This is a genomic window from Bacillus haimaensis, from assembly GCF_048270625.1.
Lineage (GTDB): Bacteria > Bacillota > Bacilli > Bacillales > Bacillaceae_I > Sutcliffiella_A > Sutcliffiella_A haimaensis.
The window spans coordinates 4,406,267-4,428,205 of record NZ_CP158164.1; the positions used below are offsets into that span (position 1 = coordinate 4,406,267).

Below are 21,939 nucleotides of genomic sequence, written 5' to 3' on the forward strand. Positions count from 1 at the left end.
CCTTAAATAAATGCCCCCCTCAATAAGAAACAGTCGCCTCAAGCACAGTCAAAGTATTATTAATCGTATTCAAGTTAACGGAGGCCCCAATCGGGATCGCAGCTTTAAATCTGCCATGTCCTGTAGCGAGGTTGACCATAAGCGGTTTTCCTAAAGGTACTAGAATTTGACTAATTAAATCTGCATACGTGGTGTTATAGGATACGGGACATTCCGTACACTGCCCCATGATGATGCCAAGGCAATCATTGAATTTACCCGCCATGGAAAGCTGGGCAAGGTACCGATAGATCATATTGGTGGGTGAGTGGGTTTCTTCCAGGAACAGAATTTTCCCTTTTGTGTCAATTTCAAATGGAGTACCGAGCGTACCGACTAGTGATGTCATATTTCCCCCTATGATGGGACCTGTTACATTTCCGGGTACGACACTCATCAGCGGCATATCCGGTGGATTCCGGATGATTCGGGGCGAAGTAAATGTGGAGGTCGCTTCAAAAAACTGGTTGAAATTATAGGCAGGCGTTTCATTTCGAAAATCAATGAGCATCAAGCTATGGAACGTGACGATATCACTGAACTGAAACAAGCAGTTCAGCAGTATGGTTATGTCGCTATAGCCAGATATGATCTTAGGATTCGCCCTTATTACATCAAAATCCAGAAAGGGAAGAATCGTCTGAACACCAGTCCCGCCCCGTGCAGGGAGGATCATCTTGACACTCTTATTACGGAACATGCTCATAACATCCTCGGCCCTTTCTTCCGCAGGTGCCGCAACAATTCCATCATAAGAGTACAGATTTGCGCCAAAAGCAATGTTAAACCCCATATCCCTCAAATATTGTATTCTCGTATTAATAATCGTGGCATCAAGAGGGCTGCCCGGCGTCACCAATCCAATCGTGTCACCCCTTTGCAGCACCGGCGGTTTTATGGCCATATTTATCTCTCCCTCACTAGATTGTAAGTGTCAATCGCAAACAGACTCCCATTATTAATATGTATATGAAGAGAAATTAGTTTGAGAAGTGAAAGGAGGGGAAGCGGGGGACGGTTCTCTGCTTCCTTTTATATATCGCCTGGCGATACGCGATATGTCAGGTTAAGTGGTATGCTCACCTGGCATCATTTTGGGGCCTGAGGTAAGCGTACATCCGTATCGGGTAGCGCTATATCAGTTTCTCTATTTTTTCCATTCATATACCGGCAGTAAGGTACGTATCGCATAACGCTACAAGCGCTATGATATCCATGTGGGTCTACTACCAACATCTCATCAATGGATTCTTTTTTCAACAAATTTAAATCTCTTATTCTAGTATAAATGGTATAATTATCCTAAATTAATTGTTTAGGGCAGGTGAAAAGCCATCGGAAGGAAGAAGGTCACAAAGATAAAACCTAGTATAGTTTTGAAGTTTGTAAGGGAGCATCAAGACACAGTTCTTCAGTTTGCTTCCATTTTTGAATACCAAGAGGAAGAACAGTTGGAGCTGGCCGCTTCTGCTTGTGAACAGCTTTATGTGAACCTCACGAATGAAACAGAAGAGGCTGTATTGCCTATAGAGGATTTGATGAAGGTAACGTTTACCTCCTGCATCCTACAAGTAAAAAGGATTCGAATAGCCGGAACGCGTCATCACGATATTGGGCTGGAATTTGAGGAGTATTTTCATAACCTCCCTCACACGGACCAGCAATTACTTCTCCTGCATCATGTTTGGAACTACCCCACCTCAACACTCACCAAGATTCTGCAGCAAGATCAACGTACTGTAACTGAAATTCTGTTATCAGCAAAAAAGGAAATGAATACGCTACTCTTGGAAACGACAGACACTCCAAAAGAATGTTTATCGAAGGACACCCTCATTGATTATGTGGAAAATCAAAAAGACAAAGCGAGTGTGGAGGATCATCTTGAATTTTGTCCGACCTGCAGGAAAAGGATAGAGACGTGGAAAAATGCAGCTTCCTTTCTACATCGTTTTTTTAATCCGGCGCTTCCTTTTGATGATTCAGATGAGTTGGAAGACCGCGTAAAGGCACGATTCAAAACGTATGAAAAAAAGAAAAAGAAGAAGGCTCTTTTGAAGCAGATCCTCGCATTGACTGTAATGGTAGCCGCTTTTCTTACATTCATGGCCTACCTGCCAGAGCTTACCCACATGAAAACCCTGGCAAGCAACTACGTGAAGCATGGTTCCTTCTATAACGTATGGGACGGGGGGACCTATGTGGCAGAGGATGCCGGAATTACGATAGAGATGACGGGGATGGACCTTACCGCCCTCTCTACTGCGCTGCACTTTACCATCCAATCAAGTGAGAAGGAGCTGGTCCCAGAATATACGGAAACCGGAGAGCAGCTACTTGCAAAACCGGAGCTTATTTTTGTGAAAATAGGCGAAGAAGTCCATCCCCTGCCGCACTCCATCATATCTCTCAATGAAGAGAAGACAGAGGGGACCATTTATTTCAATGTGGACCGGTTGGATGTAGAGGAAATCCCGGATGAGTTTATTCTTCAATTCCGGACAAGTAGGATCGGCGGCGTATTCGGATCATGGAACCTTGATATTCCTGTTGCCTATGCCAAAGGAAGCAAGGAACAAACGAAGTATGCACATGATCAACCATTCGTCTTTGAAGATATCCTGGAGTTGGATATAAGTAACTTTTCTTCAACTGACACTAGCAGCCTTCTTGAAGTGAAAGTGGACTTTACGGGTGAGGAAAAGAATCGGATTGAAAAACACATGGAGACATTGCGAGAAGCATCAGATCATCCTATCGAATCCCCCCATCCCTATGCCGCATACCGGGTAGTGAATAAAGACGGGGAGGAAGTACTTCAAGCTGGTGGCCTCACTCCTTTTGCGTTTAATGAAGAGATAGAAGTGGACGCAAGCGCCATGCATGCCCGAAATGCCTACCTTCCTTACATTTTGGAAGAAGGCAGCAAAGAAATAATCCGGCCATTGCGTGATGGGGAGAAGCTTTTTGTGGAGCTGAGTGAAGTAAGTTATTCAGAGCCTGTTTCGCTTGAAATCCCAATCAAGATGGAGGAAGTGGAGAAAGCACCGATTGGCCTGGAATTTAACGGTACGAGTCTTGACTATCTGACCGTGAAAATCCTGGAAGCTGATGGAAATAATTCGGAACGGTACAGCATCGTCCTTACAGGAACACAATCGAACGACTCCTTTATCAAACGATTTCATTGGGCATTGAGAGATCAAGGAACTCAATACCTCGAATACTATGCTAACTGGCATAACTATTACGAGGGAGAGAACTGGATGGAAGACAAGAATACACTGATGAAATTGGAGATTCCGACAAATCAGGAAATCCCCGAAACCATTTGGGTAGATGCTTATTACGTATCCAATCATTTAGTTGTGGATGGGTTGGAGAGGATTCCGTTGAATTAAGGAAGCGAGGGAAGCGAGGGGACGGTTCTCTGCTTCTTTAAATTTAATGCAAAAAGGGGTTCCGTTTGAAAGTTTTCTACTTTCAACGGAACCCCTTTTGGTACTTTTTAGCTATTTAATGTGTAAACGGGATGCTTTACCTGTCCCCCATACAAATTAACACTTAGGGAAACTACACCCTACAATGATCAGCAAGATAAACAACACAACAATTAATAAAAAGGTGTTACCATGGCATGGAGCAGGGCAACCATATCCATAAGCAGGGGCAGCATAATGAGGCATAGGGGCTTCCATTACACCTGCTACCATTTGTGGTGCTGGTATGTTTGGAGGTGCATTTATTCCTGCCACCATATTAGGTGGTGCATTTACGTTAGCATACATATTCTCTTTACTTCCTTTCGGTTTAGGATAACTTATACTGCATTATACTCACCTAGTCGAAAGAAGAACCTGTCAACCTAATAAATGGGTGGGTGTCACGGTTTTTCTTGCTTTCCTTATTAGACACCATTTAGTGTCGTATAATTATGACACTGAATGGTGTCTAATAAGGAAAGTGGAAGGGAGGAAGGATTTTTGAACCATGCTTACCAGGAGCGTGACGTTTATGTAGCCATTGCAGATCCGACAAGACGCAAATTAATACGTCTGTTGGCAGTCTCGGATGAATTGCCTCTTTACGAACTGACTCCTCATTTTGAAATGGGACGTACTGCTGTTTCGAAGCATCTGGCCATCCTCAAGGAAGCCGACTTAGTAACTAATCGTAAAATAGGCAGAGAAACAAGGTATAGGCTGAATGCAGCTCCCTTAAAGGAAGTCAAGGACTGGTTATCTTTTTATGAGGAGTTCTGGAATGAAAGAGCGAGTGTACTTAAAAAAATTTTGGAGGAATAGTAAATGGCCGATTTATCATTAGATTTTCAATTTAAGAGTCCCATTGATAAGGTTTGGGGCGCCTTGACACATTCGGATACGCTAGCCCAATGGGTCATGGAGAATAACTTTAGACCGATTGTAGGATACAAATGTCAGTTCCGAAATGAGGCAATAGGGCTGATTGTGGATAGTGAAGTACTGATAGTGGACAAACCTCACAAACTATCCTACACATGGGTGGGTGGACCAATAGACACTATTGTCACATGGACGCTTAAACAAGAGGGGGAAACAACCCACCTGCATCTTGAGCATTCAGGGTTCGAAGCGGAGAATCAAGCGTTCAATGGTGCGAAATATGGATGGGCAATGATGATTGATGAACTGAAAAACGTGTTGGAGGAAGAGTAACACCAACCAACAGAATAGTAAGGGGATAGTGAAATGAGTTTCTTAAAAGATACATTTGCAATACTTAAAAAAAGTGATCTGGCATTCTTAAAAAGGAATAAAGAATCCGATGGTGTCTATACCTTTCTTTTCGAAAAAGAAAAAGATCTAACTTGGCATGCAGGGCAGCATGGTCTATTCACGATAACTCACAGGAAGATAAAAAACGCTACACGTCCATTAACTGTCGCATCCACTCCTGCTGAGAATGTGGTTAAAATTACAACAGCAATCAGTGATAAGCCGAGCGAATTTAAAAAAGCTTTGCTGGAATTAGAAGAAGGGATGAAAATCAGGATGAATGGTCCTGTCGGATCCTTTTATCTGAATGATAACAGTCCCGCGCTCTTCATTGCAGGTGGCATTGGCATTACTCCATTTCGAGCAATTGTAAAGCAATTGGAAGCAGAAGGTAACGGAATTCAGAAACAAATAAAACTACTCTATCTTGATAGCGGAAAATCATATATTTATAAAGATGAATTTAATCTGAATCCCTTAATGGATACCTCTTACCTTGCATCAAGGGACGAATTATATCTAGAAATAGATAAATTTATCACCACCAATAATAATAGTGCAAAATATTTTATTGCAGGTTCGAAGTCAATGGTAGACTCTATTACCGGCCACTTGAAAAGTAATGGCATCTTAAAACGGAATATTAAAAAGGATGCGTTTATGGGGATCAATTGAAGCGTGGGAATGAAGCAGAGTGATCCTTCTTACAGGGGCAATCGTAAGCTTTGTGAGAGAAAAGGCACAACTAGTGGGCAACTCTAGTGGTGCCTTTTTGTTATGTAAAAGAAGCAGAGAACCCCACCGCCGCTTCAATCTAAAAGCATTTGAACTTCGGTTTAATCAAACGTTTGTTTAATATAACTATTGAAAATGATAATCGTTATCAACTATAATGATAGAAAAGGAGCAGAGGAGGAATTTATTATGTTTATTCAATTGAAGACAATCAAAGTGAAAGAGGGCCATGCAGATAAAATGGTCGAGCGTTTTGCAGGAGAAGGGATCATCGAGGAGCAGCCTGGATTTCTTGAAATGAATGTCTTGAAGAAAAAGCAGCGTAGCGGTGACGAGGAAGTGATCGTCATGATTCGCTGGGAATCGGAAGAAGCCTGGAAAGCATGGGAAACCAGCGAGGTGCATCTTGCAGGGCACCGTGCGAACCGCGGTGTGCCTAAGCCTGGATTTATTTTGGATAGCCGCCAGGATGTTTATCATGTACAGGGCCAAAAGCAGTACAGGGAGCCTGCGGAAGTGAAATAGTGTAATGTTAGATGCCCATTCATAAAGGGATTTTTGAATGGGCATTTTTATTGCTTTTACAAGTGAATAGCTCTTTGTGCGCTTTGGTACAGTCCGGGATATAGTGGCTAAATTGTAATTCGGGCGAAAATGCTGTGTTTCCGGGCGTAAATCTTCATTAGCGGGCGTATTTTTAATTTTCCGGGCGGAAAACGGAAATAGCGGGCGAATAGTCGCCTTTTCCGGGCGAAAACGAAATTACGGGAACACAATCTATACCCAAATCAGCTTGAGGTATACCAAAAAGCAGAACCCTCTCAAAAAGAGAGGGAGTTTCAGCAAGAACGGCTGTACTTTTAAAGCCCGTAGTCTTATTTTCTATTAAACTTTCATCCCCGCACCCTTTCTGGTAAGAAGCATGAAGATCAAATAGGGTGCACCGATGACGGAGATGACGATTCCGACCGGGATATCTGCAGGGGCCAGTAGGTTTTTGCCGATCATGTCTGCGATAAGCACGAGAAATGCGCCGATTAGTGCTGATAATGGCAGGCTGATAAAGTAATTCGGTCCGCACAGCCGCCGGGCAAGGTGGGGAGCAAGCAACCCTACAAATGCGATCCCGCCTCCGACAGCTACACATGCTCCTGCAAGTGCCGCGGAAAGGCAAAGGAGTATGCGGCGTTCAGCCTCCACTTTCAAGCCAAGTGCGATGGGAACTTCCTGCTTGAATTGCAAAAGGTTCATCGTTCTTGCTTTTAAAAAGGCAGCAGGAATAAGGATCAGGATCCATGGAAGCAAAGCCCATACATATGGCCATTGCGTTCCCCAGATGCTTCCTGTCAGCCAAATGGCTGCTTGCTGGAAATCCTTTGGATCCATTTTCAGCTGCAGAATCATCAATAGCGCACCGCATAATGCATTAAATCCCAGTCCGACAAGCAGCAGCCTTTCTGGATCGATCCCGCCTTTCCATGAAAAACGGTAAATCAGGCCAGCGACTGCAAGCGCCCCAATAAAGGCGAAGACAGGAAGGAAAAAAGGTTCAGAGAGCAAGCTTCCGTTGGATTGTCCAAAAAGATAGATCGAAACGACAACGGCTAATCCTGCACCGGCATTGATGCCAAGAATCCCTGGGTCAGCCAGGGAATTCCTTGATAGCCCTTGTAGAATGCTGCCGGATAGGGCAAGTCCTGTTCCGATCAGCATCGCAATGAACATCCTTGGCATTCTGAGCTGAAATAGGACAAGTTCCTGCTTTGGGGTACCGTTTCCTGAAAGGGTGGCGACTATTTCTGAAAAACTGATCGGCATCACACCGGTCGACAGGCTCCATACGAAAGTTGCCATGATTAAAAATAAAAAGCCAGCCAGCCAGTTTTTGGAGCGGCTCAAGGCTTGCAACCAATCCATTACATATACCCCCTTTTCCGTCGGGACAAATATAAGAAAAATGGAACACCAATAAGGGCTGTTACAGCACTGACCGGCGTTTCAAATGGCGGATTGATCATCCGGGCCCCGATATCTGCGATGATCAGTAGAAGGGCACCTGCTATGGCGCTTAAAGGAATGAGCCGGCGGTAATCTGAGCCGACCAAAAGCCTGACCATATGGGGAACGACCAATCCGATAAAACCGATGGCACCGGCAATCGATACAGCAGCGCCGGATAATAGAATAACGGCGATCAGCCCGATCCAGCGGACTTTTTGATGAGATTGTCCGAGGCCCGCAGCCACTTCCTCACCTAAAGACAGTATTGTCAGCGACCGGCTGATCCAAAGGGACAGAACCAGGCCAACCAAAACAACTGGAATCAGTAAAAAGACATGCTGCCATTTTGTCCCCGATAATCCGCCAGCAAACCAGAAGCTCAAATCCTGGGCCACTTGGAAATACAGGGCGATGCCAGTTGAAAGGGCACTGAACAGCGTGCTTAATGCTGCACCTGCCAGGGTCAGGGTGACAGGGGATATCCTTTCTTTTGAAAATAAGGAAAAAGAGAGTACCAGCACGGCTCCAAGCGCAGAGCCTGCAAACGACCAGATCAATAGAATCCAATAGGAACCGCTTGAAAGGAAGGCAAGCGCAATGGCGATGGCAAGCCCTGCACCATGCGTGATGCCGATGATGGAAGGATCGGCAAGCGGATTGCGTGTGATTCCCTGCATAATGGTACCGGCCACTGCGAGTGCTGCGCCAACAAGTGCCGCAGAAAATGCGCGCGGAAAGCGGACTTCCATGATAAGTTCATGCTCCATTTGCCCTGCTTGAAAAGAGATAATGGAATCCAGCACAACAGAAGGGGGAATCCATATGGCCCCAAGTCCGATCGATATAAGCATGCCGAGAAATACTAGCACTAAACCGGACAGGCCCCATCCTATTAAATTTTGGTGAACAGGCTGCAAGGGGGCGGTTATGTCAGCAGAGGTTCTGTCCATGAAGATCAGTCCTTTTCTATGTATTTTTTTAGATGAAAATGATAATCGTTATCATTAAAAGTAATCGTTATTAATCTACTATCCTTTCACAGCATTTGTCAATTCATTTTAAGGAAAAAGAAGGGAGTGCCAATCCGTATATGCTGAACAATCATCCTATCCACTTCTATAAAACTGCTAGACTAAACCTACGCGAGGGGCAATCTTTAGCTATCAATGAAGAGTCCAATCATTACTGTGTTTTTTATGTTTCAGCAGGTAAGGGAACCTTAGCGAGCGGGGACCAGAGAATAAAGGCTGAGGAAGGAAAAAGCTATTTTCTCAAGGATATCGGCAAGCTCACAACAGCCGCTTCTGTTCTTATGTCCGTCTATATGCTCTCATGGCCAAAAGAAGGTGACATTCTGTCCGGATTCCTATCAGATCGTCTTGCTGAGCAGGCTGCTCCAAGAATGGTCCCCCTGTGGGAGGATTTGCAAAAATGGAATAAGGAAAAATCAATATCGGCAAGATGTCGATTTCAATCCTTGCTCTGGGATATGCTGGCCATCCTGACAGACGAGGTGGAAGTGGACACAGTGGAAGAAGCGGCAGAATTGATCCGCAATAGCATGTCCCGGCCATACACTGTGGCGGAGCTTGCTTCCAAAGCTAATATGAGTCCCGTTTCCTTTTCAAGAGCCTTCCGTAAAAGAACCGGAATGACACCGAAGGAATTCTTGAACACGGAGCGGATGAAGGCAGCAAAAGAACTGATGCTGCAAAAGAAAGGCATCACCGCCAAGGAAGTAGCGCAGCAGATCGGGCTGCAGGATGAATTTTATTTCAGCCGCCTTTTTAAAAGCAAAGAAGGCTTGCCGCCATCCATTTTCATGAAAAGGGTCAAGGAGCGGATCGCCGTTGTCAGCCAGCTGTTTTTGCAGGATCATCTCCTGTCCCTCGGAGTCCAGCCCGTTGCAGCGCCATCCTATCCGACCGTGTATCCTGCAAGCAGCGGGGTACCGAGCTACCTTCACCAACAGCTTGAAGGAACCATGCTCCTAAATGCAGAAAAACCGTTTAAGCCGGAGGATATACTTTTGACCCAGCCAGATCGCATCATCAAAACCCCACTACATAATGATCAGCTTCAGAATGTGCTGCTCTCCCAGCAGGAGGCAGTCCATCATCTGCCATTGCAGCAGGACTGGCGGCAGTATCTTTACGAAATCTCTTCGATGGTAGGCTGTGAAAGCCGTGCCGAAAAGATAGGCAAAGAGATTCACTGCCTGGAATGTAAAGTGCGGGATGAGCTGTGTCCGTTAACTAAAAAGGGGACATGGGCAGTCTTATGGATCCGCCCCGAAGAAATCCGTCTTTACGGGCAGGGAAATCATGCCCTGCTTGATTTGCTTTTTCAAGGCCTGGGATTCCAGCCGCATCCCGATTTGCATGGGGAGGGCTACAGGATTGTGAGCCTGAAGGAGATTGCTGCATTGAACCCTGACAAGCTTCTCATCTTATGGAGCCATGAGAGGGATGTATGGCGAGCTGCACAATCTCCGGTATGGAACAAGCTTCGGGCTGTGCAAACGGGAGAAGTTTATTTTCCTGACAGCCATGAGTGGGATCCGTGGGGGCCGCTTGGAAGGAAGAGGTTGCTTGCTGAGCTGCCTTCAAGCATTGTTAAAGGCAAACTAAAAGCTTAGAGTTTTGAAGAGTTCGTTTAGCAGCTGCCACTTGCAACTGTTAGACAGTAGAAAAATCGATGACCGGGAAGATTCCTCCGTGGAAGCACCGATTCTTCTAATCTGTAACGCAAGTCAAGAAGGCTCCTAATGAATGACATTTTAGTGCGCTAGCCTAATAGAAATGTCCTTCATAAGGGCGATGAAGGACATTTTAATGTGCTAGCCCAATAGAAAGGAGTCCTCATAAGGGAGATGAAGGACATTTTAGTGTGCTAGTCCAATAGAAAGGTCCCTCATAAGGGCAATCAAAGACCTTTGAGTGCGTAAGACCAATAGATTTGTTCTTCATAAATGGTATGAAGGACAAAAGCTCCTTTTAAATCATCCTCGCTAGGAAATTACGGAGGTTTTTAGATTCCCCTTTTTGTCTACAAACTTGCAGCTGTTCTTTTTTTCTCTGAAGTTCATTTTGTCCATGCAGAAAGTTATATATGTCCATGTTCCTTTATGTTGATAATGATTATCATTGAGAATGAATTTCATTACTGATTTAGGGGGAATTATCCGTGAAAAAGTCTTTTGCTCTTTTGAGCGTTGTTTTTATGTTATTTTTACTTGTTTTAACAGGCTGCGGTAATGGAGACGAAGCATCGTCGTCAGAAGCAGCGGAAAAGAAAGAGGGAGAAAAGACCAAAGAAACAAGAACGGTTGAGCATTTATACGGAGAAGCAGAGGTTCCGGCTGAGCCGAAGAAAGTGATCCTGCTATCACATGTGTCCTGGGAAGGTTCGCTTGTATCTGTTGGGGTAAAGCCTTACGCGGTGATGGCATACGATAATGAGTTCCCTCCGCATCTAACGGAAGAACTTGAAGGTGTGACGGCACTGCCTTACGCTGATGAAATCAATACGGAGGAAATTGTGAAGCTTGATCCGGATCTTCTCATTATCAGTGATCGCTATAAGCCTCTATATGACCAGCTTTCTGAAACCATCCCAACCGTTGTGGTGGAAGTGGGCGGAGATTGGAAGGAAGACCATCTGAAAGTAGCCGAAGCAGTCGGCAAGCTTGATGAAGGGAAGAAAGTGATTGAAGACCTTGAGAAGGAAGCAGAAGAAATCGGAACACGCGTCCGTGAAAAAATGGGCGACGAAACATTCATGGCAGTAGCAATCAATAAAAAAGATATTCGTGTCTATGGTCGCACAAACCATGCAACAAATTCCTTACTATTTGATGACCTGAAGCTGACGCCTGCAGAGAACCTACCAGAGGATTTCGGCGAAAACATCTCAATCGAAGGACTGGCAAAATACAACCCTGACCATATCCTAGACGTCTCCTACTTCAACAGCGGAGAATTCTACGATTCCGTCACCCAGGGCCAAGTATGGAAAAGCCTCAACGCCGTCAAAAACAACAACGTCCACACCCTCACAACAACGTGGGGCTACTGGGACCCAATCGAACGCCAAAAAGGATTAAAAGAAATAGAGTCCTTGCTACTAAACTAAATTAAATCAGTTAGAAAATAGAAATCACTCTTTATGAATCCAGCTGGTGATTGGAGCAATAGGCGAAGACTCCTGCGGGAGACGGCGTTCCTTGGAGACCCCGCAGGCGAAGCCGAGGAGGCTCCAATAACGCCCCGCGGAAAGCGCAGCCTATTGCGGAAATCAACAGCTGTGTTCAATGTCCCAAAACAAACTATTTCCGTAAGAAACTGCACACCTGATTCTTTTCTATGAAAGGAATCAAATTTTTTAACTACTATTGAGAATGGTTATCAATTACTAGGTCTAAAGACTCGGTGAAAGGATGGAATTATGCATCAATCAGCCAAACAAATTGCAGAAAACGCAACATTTCAAGCTTTTATCAATAGCTACCTAAAAGAAGTAAACTGCGGGCATTGGATGAAAAGGCACGAATGGATGCAAGAACAACAGCCTGGCATCACGCTTGCTGGCGAGTCTGTAGTGGAAATAGAACACCCGGGTCAGTCCGCTAAGTTTGCCTTTGAAGTGATATACAGATCACTTACAGGAAGGCATGTAATTGGCTGCTCCTTCAAATATTGTAGCCAAAGAATGGAATGGATTCCCCAGGACCGGCTGCCGATGATGATTGCCCTGACCACTGAGCTGCACCTGATGGCCAAATCAAATGGCTGCCACGAGCTTGCCTCCCATTTTGATGAGCTTGTGCTCCGATTGATTGAAAGCTATCAGACTATTGCCTCATACATTGAGGCCAGAATGCATGATGAAAACAGCTTTTACCCTGAAGAAAGTACTTTCATTGAAGCAGAGCAGTCACTATTATTTGGACACTGGCTCCATCCGACACCAAAAAGCAGGCAGGGAATGGCTGGCTGGCAGCATCCAAGCTATGCCCCGGAGTTGAAGGGCCGTTTTCAGCTGCACTATTTTCAAATAGACCGGGAACTTGTCACAGAAGTGTCCAATAACATGAAAAGTGCAAGCGAAACTATTCTCCATTCATTAAATAAATCGATGCCGCATCTTACTGTTCCGCAAAAAAGCTGCCTCATTCCGGTCCATCCCCTTCAGGCTCAATGGCTGCTTCAGCAAGATTATGTCAAAGAGGCAATGGAAAACAATATGATAATGAATCTTGGTCCACTCGGTGCTTGTTATTCAGCCACTTCTTCCATCAGGACCGTCTACAATCCTGAAGAAGAGTGGATGTTCAAATTTTCCGTCCCGATAAAAATCACGAATTCGTTAAGGACGAATCGACTTCATGAGCTAAGGGCAGGGAACGCGATGTCGAAGTTAATGGAACAACTGCGCTTTACGGAAAACTATCCGGCATTCCGCATGATAGATGATCCCGCCTATATCACTGCAACATTTCCAGGAGAGAAGGAATCCGGATTCGAGGTCATTATCCGGTCCAACCCATTCCCTGAAGGAAAAGACAAAGGGATCAGCACGATTGCGGCATTGGTGCAGGATCCCCTGCCAGGTGAACGCTCAAGGCTGAAGCTGACAATTGAAAGGCTGGCACTATTGGAGAGGCGAATGTTAGCAGATGTAAGCATGGATTGGTTCGGGAAGTATTGGAAGTGTTCAATTGAACCGTTGATCCGTCTATATGATGAGCACGGAATTGCGCTTGAGGCCCATCAGCAGAATAGTGTCCTGGACCTTACATCGGGCTATCCGGAAGCTTACTATTACCGCGACAATCAAGGGTATTATCTATCAAACTCCTATCGGGAAGCTTTATGCGGTCATCTTCCATCCTTGGAGAAATGTCCTGAGCTTTTTTATGAGGATGTCCTTATTCAGGAAAGGTTTACATACTACCTTTTCATGAATCAGCTCTTTTCCGTGATTTGCCGATTTGGGCAGGAAGGCCTTATCAGTGAAGACAGGTTGCTTGCATGGTGCTACGACAAGCTTTCCCGTCTTGAAAAAGAGATGAATGGAGAGGGGAAACCATTTATCCGTCATATACTCCATTCGGAAAAACTGTCCTATAAAGCCAATCTGCTGACCCGTTTTCATGATGTGGATGAACTGATGGCGAAGAATGAACAAGCGGTTTACACCTATATACCAAATCCTTTTAACCATGCGAAGGAGGAGGAGAAATATGCTGAAGCTGCATCCGCTGCCGTCTAGAAAAATGGAAAAAAGAGTAGTCAGGCAACTGATAGAGGCCATACTTTTTGAAGGGTTGTTGGATGTTGAAAAAAATGCTGCCCAACCTGAAGCTGCGCTATTAACCTTTACCATATTTGGAAACCAACGGACCTACTCTTGTGAGGGAAGAATCACCGCGTATGACCGTGTCCGGATAAAAGAGGGAAGCATACGCTCCTTGCACGGGGATGGCTCGAGCACGGATATCGGATTGGTGGAACTGGCGGAAGACCTCGTAACGCAATCGGAGAAAAGAAGCCAGCTTATAGATGAGCTTGAACAGACCATTGTGCTGAGCGAGTGGAATGAAGCCCACCTCATGCCGTCCCTTTCCAGACGAAGATTAGGCTATGAGGAACTGGAGTCAGAGATATGGGAGGGGCATCCTTATCATCCATGCTTCAAGGCAAGGACCGGGTTTACGCTGGAAGACCATGCTGCATTCGGCCCGGAGGCAAGGCAGTCCTTTACACTCCAATGGGCGGCTGTCAGACGGGAGCACAGCAACATCGCACTCCTGGGTTCGGAGGAGAGCTTCTGGGAAAAGGAGCTCGGACCTTCGATGTTCGGGCAGCTGCTGGCTGAGCTGCATGAAAGTGGAAAAACTTTTGATGAGTATACCTTTCTACCAATCCATCCCTGGCAGGTGAAATATGCAAAGGAGGAGCTGGAAAAAAGTGAGATTGTCCTTTTAAAAGCAAGGGGAGACTCTTATCGCGCCACACAGTCCGTCCGAACCTTATGGAATATATCAAATCCAGAGAAAGCTCATATAAAACTTTCGATGAATATGGTGAACACTTCATCACTAAGAACACTTGACACACATGCCATCTGTGCTGCACCGCATATCTCACGCTGGATCGCGGATACAGTGGAAAGTGACCAGTTTTTGAAGGAAGAAGCTTCGCTGATCATTCTGAAGGAATATGCGGGAGTTGCCTATCAACCAAAAGGGCAAGAAACTCAGACTAAGCTTGGAGCGATATGGAGAGAAAGCATACGGCTTTATATGGAGGAAGGCGAAGAGGCGGTGCCTTTTACGGCCTTGCCACTGATGGAGCGGGACGGCTTACCGTTCCTTGATGAATGGCTGAAACGTTATGGAACGGAAAACTGGCTGAAAAGATTCATGGAAGTAAGTGTCGTTCCGGTCTGGCATTTGCTTACATCCCATGGCATTGCCGTCGAGGCACATGCGCAGAATATGATCCTTCTCCATAAAAATGGCTGGCCGACCCGTGTCGCGATGAGGGATTTTCACGACAGCACAGAGTATCATCATGCTTTTTTGAGAGAGCCAAGCAGGGTCCCGGATTTTGAACAGATCCATGATCAGTTTAAAAACGGCGAAGATGACAAGTATTATTGGATGTCATCGGTTGAAGCGCTAAGGGAGCTTGTGATGGATACCTTGTTTGTTTTTCATTTAAGCGAACTGTCCTTTGCACTCCAGGAGCAGTACGGGTTCAGTGAGGGGAAGTTCTGGGAGATTACGAGTAATGCAATCAATGGACACCTGAACAGCTATCCCGAAATCCTATCCCGAAATAGCCTTCTTCAGCATTCGGCACCTACTGTTTATGCCGAGTCGCTTCTGAAAAGGAAGACCCAGAGTGAAGAGGTTGGCGGGTTGCGCCATCTTGTCACGAATGCTTTTGCACTTTATCAAAAGGAGAATTGAGATGTTGTTTGTAAATGATCAGTACTACACACTGGATGACCTGGAAAGACAATATTCTGTATTTGAAAATATCCCATATTTAAGAAATTGCCAGAATAGAAGATTGGCAGTTTGTATGCCAGATGCTTTTCAATGGCTTGCCCTATGTTTGTTTGTGCGGAAAAAAGGGGGATCCATCGTACCGATCCATCCTTCCGTGCCAAAAGATGGTGCGATCAGGATGGCGAATCTTGCAGGCAGCCATGTCTTGCTTTTTGAAAATATCTACTCACCGATCCATCTGTCAGATCAAATAAATCCAAGGGAAGGTGTACTGGTGCAAATGAGTTCAGGTACAACAGGAGCCCCCAAATGCATTGAACGTACGTGGGATTCCATTGAGACTGAGCTTGAAAGCTATGTATCCGTATTGCCGGTGGAGCAGCATACCACGTCAATCGTTGCCTGCCCGGTCACCCACTCCTATGGCTTGATTTGCGGGGTGTTTGCCTGCATCAGGCGTGGTGCTGAACCGGTCATCCTGACGAACATGAATCCTAAATATGTGCTGAAAAAACTGAAGGACCACCCTAAGCATATTCTCTATGGTTCTCCTGCACTTTTGCATACCTTAACGAGCCTGAACCGTGGTGATAAGCGGTTTGATGCGGTGATGACATCAGGTACTCTAATGCCTTCTGGCTGGCTTGAAGCATTAAAAAAGGTTTCAAACCGCGTGCTTCAACAATATGGCTGCTCTGAAGCTGGATGTGTGGCCATTCATCCGGATGTGAACGACACATGTGAAATGGGCAATCCGCTTCCGCATCTCAAGGTCGAGGCCGGAAGCATGGAGCAACCTGGCGAAATCATCATCCATGATTCGGAGAAAACCATCTATACGAAGGATCTTGGCTATATAAAAAACGGAGTGCTGTCATTTCTGGCAAGAATGGATGACACCATAAATGTAGCGGGCTTGAACGTGTATCCGCAAGAGGTGGAGGACGTCCTTATGGCAGAACCAAGAATCCTGGAGGCGGTCGTGTATAAAAAGGTCCATCCGCTTTCAGGGGAAAGAGTATGTGCCCAGTATATCTCCTCCCAACCGATTGAGGAGCAGGAGCTACGGGAATGGTGCAGAGATTATCTCGCCCCATATCAAGTACCGATGGAATTTATCCAGGTGGAGAAAATCGAAAAGCTGCCAAACGGCAAGATCAGCAGAAAAAGGCTTGGCGAAGGAGTGCTGGCATGACAAGACAAGAAATAGTGCAGAGCTTACACGAAATTTTGCAGCAGCAAATGAAGCTGCCTTCGATGGAGGCTGTCCATGAAGATGCCCGTTTGAATGAAGACTTGTATATGGATTCCATCATGATCCTGCAGTTGATCCTCCATCTGGAAGTGGATCTCGGGTTTGATATCCCCGATGAAATGCTTGTGTCCAAGGATTTTCGGACAGTAGGAAGCTTGGCCGATTTTCTTGAACACCAGCAGAAGTCAGCCGCAACGGAGGGGATCCAATGATTAAAGTCCATTGCTTTGTAAGTTGTGTATGCGAGGCCGTCAAAAAGAAAGAAGGTACAGATCACAGGCCCTATTATTTTGGGGTCTGGGATGCTGATTTCGATGTACTGGAGAATGGAGTACTGACCTATCACTCCCAGCGGATCGACCATGACTTTTTTCACCAATGGTATGAAATGCTGTATGGCATCAAGCTTCATAAATGGTATGACGAAACGAAAAGCAAACAGGAAAATACAGAAGAAATGCTGAGACTGCTCGAAGGTAAGAAGGCTGATCAATATGTAATGGTCATGCTGGACCTGTCGAAGCTGCCAGAACGGGAAAATAAATTTCATCAAAGCCCGTTTCCCCATTATGTGATGCTCGAAATGACAGATAACGAAGAAGAATGGATGATGTATGATCCAGACTTTCGCTGGGAAGGAGTGCTTCCGAAGCATCGGATTCTCTCCGCCATTGAAGACCCAACTGCTGCAGGCGGCTATTTCTTTGATGCGTCTACGATTATTCCGCCATCTGCAGAAACGGTGGAGGCGTATTTCAACACATGCATCAAGCATCAGTGCAACCCCATGACAGAAGCTGTTGCAAAGATCATCCACCTATATACTGCAGGAGATGAAAAGTTTCCTCTGTCAGGATTGACTTTGGCTTTAAGGGAACTGCCTGTTCTCGCCATCCGGAAATACGCATATGAACATGCCTTTGCGTTTTTCTGGGAATTGCTCGGGTATGACGAGGAAAGCTTTGAAGCCTGGTGCGATGACATCGACAGGCTTGTGAAAGGCTATACCGCCATCCAATATCGGGCCATGAAGCTTGCCATGACTGGAAACATGCGTTTAAAGGACGAAATTTCCGCAAAACTTGAAGAACAGAATCTCCTGGAATTCAAGATTAAGAGAGGCTTACAGGAAAGCTTTGAAGCTTGGTCAAAACTGGAACAACCCCAACTTATGAAGGAGGCAATTCTATGAAACTCTCACTCTGCACCATCTCATTCAGGCACCATCTTCAGTCGATCGACCAGATTGCCCATTGGGCCCAGACACACGGGTTCCAGGGAATTGAACTATGGGGTGTCCATGCCAAAAACCTCGCTGAGGATATCCATTATGGAAGTGAGTGGCTGAGCTCATACGGTCTGGAAGCGAGCATGCTCAGTGACTATTTGCCACTGGATGCGCCACTCCCTGCATTAACGGCTGAAATGAATGACTTATGCTCTCTCGCACACCGCTGGGGAACGAATAAAATACGGACTTTTGCCGGAAGCAAGGGCAGTGCGGATATCAGCAGATTAGAGAGAATCGAGCTTGTTTCCCGCATGAAGATGCTCTGCAAAATGGCTGAAGCCGAAGAACAGCAAATTCTGGTTGAGACGCATCCGAATACCCTGACAGACAACCCGTCTTCCACCCTTCAGCTTCTGGAGGAAACAGACCATCCGGCACTCCGGGTCAACTTTGATGTCCTTCATATTTGGGAATCAGGGGTGGATCCTGTCTATGGGCTCAAACAGCTGCGGCCATATGTTTCACATTTTCATTTTAAAAACATCGAATCACGTGCCCAGCTTGGTGTGTTTGCCCCTCATAATGTATATGCAGCAGCAGGAAGCAGGGAAGGGATGGTTTCCCTGTTTGAAGGCGCGGTGGATTACAGGCTGTTTTTGAGGGAAGCTGCCGATATGATGGAGATGGAGGCTTCACTGGAATGGTTTGGGCAGGATGTGAAGGATGTTCTTGGGAAGGATTGCAGGGAGGTTAGAAGGGTTCTTGAGCCGGAAAAAGTTATCCGGTAGATAGATTATCCCAAGCGGGGGACGATTCTTTGCTTTCTCAATTATTCATGTAGAAATAATAAATTATACTGTCAAAGCAAAAAAATAAATCAAGATTAAGTGATTTTATTAGGTTGTATAAAATGTGCTGTTTTCATAGGATCTGATACCTTGATTAATCAAACGTTTGTTTAAAAGACTACTTAAAATAGTTTTTCTCCTATACTTTTTAATAGAGGGGGTGCCTGACCCCCTGTGCATTTATCACAACAAGGGGTCAGGCACCTTTATAGAAAGGAAGCAGAGAGATCCGTCCCGCTGCTTATCTTAGCTTCACCTTCTCCTGATTTATCTCTTTTCGTTACACCCGGATAAGTACGTCCAAGGCAATCATCCTTATTAAACCCATAATCAAGCATAAGATCATTATCCTCTAAATGTTCACCAGCATTACTTTAATTAACCTCGCTAGTTCTTCAGGTGACAAGGAGCAACATTCAATTTCTATGGTGTCTTCCTTGCTGAAATATTCTTTATTCCAACAAAAAAACTAATCATAAGATCAGAGATGAATTTCATAGAATTAAAAAGAAACATCTAACCAAATAGTTTCTGCTTCAAGATGGCGTGAGTTGGTTGATTTTACAAAACTATCGAATTAGTTTTTTAATCGCAATTTTGAAGGAGGAGGTTATGAAACAACCAATATTTTTAACTCCGAATTTCCAGGAAAGAATCTGGGGCGGCACGAAGCTTGCAACAAAATTCAAGTATGATATTCCATCGGACCTGACAGGTGAATGCTGGGCGGTATCAGGCCATCCGAATGGACAAAGTATAGTGGCAGATGGTCCGTATAAAGGATATAAGCTGGGGACGCTGTACCAGAAAAATAAAGAGCTTTTCGGAAATTATCCAAGTGAAGTTTTCCCGCTACTAACTAAAATTTTGGATGCGAATCAGGATCTTTCTGTACAGGTTCATCCCAATGATGAGTATGCCAATAAGAATGAAAACGGTGAATTAGGCAAGACGGAATGCTGGTATGTGATTGATTGTGATGAGGGTGCGGAGATCATCTTAGGGCATACAGCGGAAACTAGAAAAGAGTTTATTGCTCGGGTGGAAAAAGGGGAATGGGAGGAATTGCTTACTCGCATTTCTGTAAAGCCTGGGGACTTCTTCTATGTCCCAAGTGGAACCATCCACGCTCTTTGTGCAGGAGTTTTAATTTTGGAGACACAGCAATGCTCTGACACCACTTACCGCGTGTATGATTATGACCGACGTGATGCAGTGGGGAATACTCGTGAACTCCATATTGAAAAAGCCATTGCCGTGTCCACGATTCCTCATAAAAAAGTAAAAGTGACCCCAAAGGTGGAAAAAATAGACGATACTACTGTGACCACTTATGTGGAAGCAGAGTATTTTACCTTATACAAATGGGACATCACAGGAAGTTATACCACCATACACCCACATCCTTTCCTCATCGCAAGTGTAATCGATGGTGAAGGACAGTTGGAAACGGCAGAGGGGACATTCAAGCTTCGGAAAGGTGATCACTTTATCCTTCCTCATGGACTAGGTGAGTTCACCTTAAAAGGAAATATAAGCTTAATTTCTTCCCATCCATAAAAACTAGGGCATCCACAATGGATGGTCCTATTTTTGTTTCTCACGGAGCTTTTGCATCAGATACGATTCAAAAATAATATCAATCTCTGATGAATTTGTTAGGATAAAGGTTGAAGGGAAATTGCATAAGAGGGCGGTAGACAATACTTGATTTACCGCCTATTTTTAGATCATACAGTGGTGGTGATTAGGATGAAACATGTACTCGTAGCCCCGGATTCCTTCAAAGGATCCTTATCTGCTTATAAAGTGGGAGAGGCTATTGCTAGAGGGGTGAATGCTGTTTTTCCTTCAGCAGAGGTTGAAGTTTTACCGCTGGCAGATGGAGGAGAGGGAACCTTGGAGGCGCTCCTTAATGCCAACAAAGGGAAAGTCGAGGAAGTGGAAGTATCCGGACCTTTAATGGAGCGGGTACTGGCGAAGTATGGAGTGTTTGATTACGATGGGAAGCCACATGCCGTGATCGAATGTGCAGAAAGTACGGGTCTCACCTTAGTTCCAATCGGAAAACGCAATCCAATGATTTCGAACTCCTATGGGTTTGGTGAACAAATACGGGACGCAATTGCCAAAGGATATCGACATCTGGTGGTTACTCTGGGGGAAGTGCAACCAATGATGGCGGACTTGGGATGCTGCAGGCGCTTGGCTGGAGATTTTATGATCAAACTGGAAGTCTATTGACTCCGGAAGATGGAAATCCATTGCTACATGCATACGATTTCTCTACAGAGGGAGTACTACCGGAGCTTTCGCAGTGTAGTATCACCATTGCAAGTGATGTCATGAATCCTTTTTACGGTCCCAAAGGAGCGGCATTTGTTTTTGCAGGCCAGAAGGGTGCGTCGATGGAAGAAATCATGGAGTTGGACGGACATTTAAAACGGTTCGCTGAATTAGTGTTGCAAAAGCTTGGTGTAGGCATACAAGATATTCCTGGAGCTGGTGCCGCCGGTGGACTGGGTGGTGCTTTTGCCGGATGCTTAAGTGCTGACATGCAATCCGGTATAGAAATGGTGCTTCACTATACAAATGCAGAAGAGAAAATGAAGCATGCCGACCTCGTATTTACGGGAGAAGGAAGCTTGGATAGCCAATCCATCTATGGAAAAGTACCCGTGGGTCTAGGAAAGCTCGCAAAAAAGCATGGCAAAAAAGTGATTGGCATTGCCGGAAGAATAGATACCGATACTAAGCTATTAAATGAACATCTTGATGCAGTATTCTCCATTCAAACACAATGCAGAAGTTTAAAGGAAGCGATGCAGCCGGAAGTGACAGAGACGCAAATTGAGGTGACAGTGGAGCAGATATGCAGACTGATAACGGCCAAATAATTAAAAGAAGGAGTGCCATTCCATCATGCTTTAATGGAATGGCACTCTTCTTTTATTATTAAGTGTTAAAAAATTCCGAATATATATACTTATTATTTTGCACGTTAATCCCGCTAAAATGCATCTTAATCCAACATTCACACCTCTTAACCCCAA

Annotated in this window: 19 protein-coding genes and 1 pseudogene; 15 read left to right on the forward strand and 5 right to left on the reverse strand. The window is 45.1% G+C overall.

Annotation, left to right across the window (positions count from 1 at the left end):
- Positions 1 to 19: 19 nt before the first annotated feature.
- The gene (locus ABN702_RS22280) at positions 20 to 943 is read right to left on the reverse strand and encodes a S66 peptidase family protein (protein ID WP_417898759.1); all 924 of its coding nucleotides are present in this window, start codon (positions 941 to 943) and stop codon (positions 20 to 22) included.
- A gap of 472 nt (positions 944 to 1,415) precedes the next feature.
- Between ABN702_RS22280 and ABN702_RS22285 the strand changes: the two genes are divergently transcribed.
- On the forward strand, positions 1,416 to 3,440 hold the full coding sequence (locus tag ABN702_RS22285; RefSeq protein WP_417898760.1) for an anti-sigma factor family protein: 2,025 nt from the start codon (positions 1,416 to 1,418) through the stop codon (positions 3,438 to 3,440).
- A 156-nt stretch (positions 3,441 to 3,596) separates the two neighbouring features.
- Here the strand turns inward: ABN702_RS22285 and ABN702_RS22290 are convergent, their stop codons facing one another.
- Complete coding sequence (locus ABN702_RS22290) at positions 3,597 to 3,725, reverse strand: YjcZ family sporulation protein (RefSeq protein ID WP_417901003.1); 129 nt, start codon at positions 3,723 to 3,725, stop codon at positions 3,597 to 3,599.
- Positions 3,726 to 4,022: 297 nt separating this feature from the next.
- Here ABN702_RS22290 and ABN702_RS22295 point away from each other — a divergent pair, with 297 nt between their 5' ends.
- From ABN702_RS22295 to ABN702_RS22310, 4 genes are all read left to right on the forward strand, one after another.
- Entirely contained in the window at positions 4,023 to 4,343 is a 321-nt protein-coding gene (locus ABN702_RS22295) for an ArsR/SmtB family transcription factor (RefSeq protein ID WP_417898761.1), read from the forward strand.
- Positions 4,344 to 4,346: 3 nt separating this feature from the next.
- Positions 4,347 to 4,736: an SRPBCC family protein gene (locus ABN702_RS22300; RefSeq protein ID WP_417898762.1), complete on the forward strand. Its 390-nt coding sequence runs from the start codon at positions 4,347 to 4,349 to the stop codon at positions 4,734 to 4,736.
- Positions 4,737 to 4,769: 33 nt separating this feature from the next.
- Positions 4,770 to 5,471: an FAD-dependent oxidoreductase gene (locus ABN702_RS22305; protein ID WP_417898763.1), complete on the forward strand. Its 702-nt coding sequence runs from the start codon at positions 4,770 to 4,772 to the stop codon at positions 5,469 to 5,471.
- A 249-nt stretch (positions 5,472 to 5,720) separates the two neighbouring features.
- Entirely contained in the window at positions 5,721 to 6,056 is a 336-nt protein-coding gene (locus ABN702_RS22310; RefSeq protein WP_417898764.1) for an antibiotic biosynthesis monooxygenase family protein, read from the forward strand.
- A 360-nt stretch (positions 6,057 to 6,416) separates the two neighbouring features.
- Here the strand turns inward: ABN702_RS22310 and ABN702_RS22315 are convergent, their stop codons facing one another.
- Both ABN702_RS22315 and ABN702_RS22320 read right to left on the reverse strand, forming a co-directional pair.
- Positions 6,417 to 7,448: a FecCD family ABC transporter permease gene (locus tag ABN702_RS22315; protein WP_417898765.1), complete on the reverse strand. Its 1,032-nt coding sequence runs from the start codon at positions 7,446 to 7,448 to the stop codon at positions 6,417 to 6,419.
- Positions 7,448 to 8,482 carry a FecCD family ABC transporter permease gene (locus tag ABN702_RS22320; RefSeq protein WP_417898766.1) on the reverse strand — a complete coding sequence of 345 codons (1,035 nt, stop codon included), beginning with the start codon at positions 8,480 to 8,482 and terminating at the stop codon, positions 7,448 to 7,450. The genes ABN702_RS22315 and ABN702_RS22320 overlap by 1 nt, the downstream gene beginning before the upstream one ends.
- A gap of 140 nt (positions 8,483 to 8,622) precedes the next feature.
- Here ABN702_RS22320 and ABN702_RS22325 point away from each other — a divergent pair, with 140 nt between their 5' ends.
- The 8 genes from ABN702_RS22325 to ABN702_RS22360 all read left to right on the forward strand — a co-directional run bounded on the left by ABN702_RS22325 (position 8,623) and on the right by ABN702_RS22360 (position 18,826).
- Entirely contained in the window at positions 8,623 to 10,170 is a 1,548-nt protein-coding gene (locus ABN702_RS22325; RefSeq protein WP_417898767.1) for an AraC family transcriptional regulator, read from the forward strand.
- A gap of 548 nt (positions 10,171 to 10,718) precedes the next feature.
- The gene (locus ABN702_RS22330) at positions 10,719 to 11,666 is read left to right on the forward strand and encodes an ABC transporter substrate-binding protein (protein WP_417898768.1); all 948 of its coding nucleotides are present in this window, start codon (positions 10,719 to 10,721) and stop codon (positions 11,664 to 11,666) included.
- Positions 11,667 to 11,978: 312 nt separating this feature from the next.
- The gene (locus tag ABN702_RS22335) at positions 11,979 to 13,805 is read left to right on the forward strand and encodes an IucA/IucC family protein (RefSeq protein WP_417898769.1); all 1,827 of its coding nucleotides are present in this window, start codon (positions 11,979 to 11,981) and stop codon (positions 13,803 to 13,805) included.
- On the forward strand, positions 13,777 to 15,510 hold the full coding sequence (locus tag ABN702_RS22340) for an IucA/IucC family protein (protein ID WP_417898770.1): 1,734 nt from the start codon (positions 13,777 to 13,779) through the stop codon (positions 15,508 to 15,510). The genes ABN702_RS22335 and ABN702_RS22340 overlap by 29 nt, the downstream gene beginning before the upstream one ends.
- Before the next feature lies 1 nt (position 15,511).
- Positions 15,512 to 16,747 (forward strand): AMP-binding protein, encoded by a 1,236-nt coding sequence (locus ABN702_RS22345; RefSeq protein WP_417898771.1) that lies wholly within the window; start codon positions 15,512 to 15,514, stop codon positions 16,745 to 16,747.
- Entirely contained in the window at positions 16,744 to 17,019 is a 276-nt protein-coding gene (gene asbD, locus ABN702_RS22350; RefSeq protein ID WP_417898772.1) for a petrobactin biosynthesis protein AsbD, read from the forward strand. The genes ABN702_RS22345 and asbD overlap by 4 nt, the downstream gene beginning before the upstream one ends.
- A complete protein-coding gene (locus ABN702_RS22355; protein WP_417898773.1) occupies positions 17,016 to 17,999 on the forward strand; it encodes a DUF6005 family protein in 984 nt (327 codons plus the stop codon). The genes asbD and ABN702_RS22355 overlap by 4 nt, the downstream gene beginning before the upstream one ends.
- Complete coding sequence (locus ABN702_RS22360; protein WP_417898774.1) at positions 17,996 to 18,826, forward strand: sugar phosphate isomerase/epimerase family protein; 831 nt, start codon at positions 17,996 to 17,998, stop codon at positions 18,824 to 18,826. Before ABN702_RS22355 ends, ABN702_RS22360 begins: the two co-directional genes overlap by 4 nt.
- 266 nt (positions 18,827 to 19,092) lie before the next feature.
- Here ABN702_RS22360 and ABN702_RS22365 read toward each other — a convergent pair whose 3' ends face one another.
- A complete protein-coding gene (locus ABN702_RS22365; protein WP_417898775.1) occupies positions 19,093 to 19,224 on the reverse strand; it encodes a hypothetical protein in 132 nt (43 codons plus the stop codon).
- A gap of 274 nt (positions 19,225 to 19,498) precedes the next feature.
- On the opposite strand from ABN702_RS22365, the gene manA reads away from it, so the two are divergent.
- Both manA and ABN702_RS22375 read left to right on the forward strand, forming a co-directional pair.
- Complete coding sequence (manA, locus tag ABN702_RS22370) at positions 19,499 to 20,446, forward strand: mannose-6-phosphate isomerase, class I (protein WP_417898776.1); 948 nt, start codon at positions 19,499 to 19,501, stop codon at positions 20,444 to 20,446.
- A 192-nt stretch (positions 20,447 to 20,638) separates the two neighbouring features.
- Positions 20,639 to 21,783, forward strand: a pseudogene (locus ABN702_RS22375) (glycerate kinase).
- The last annotated feature ends 156 nt before the right edge of the window (positions 21,784 to 21,939 follow it).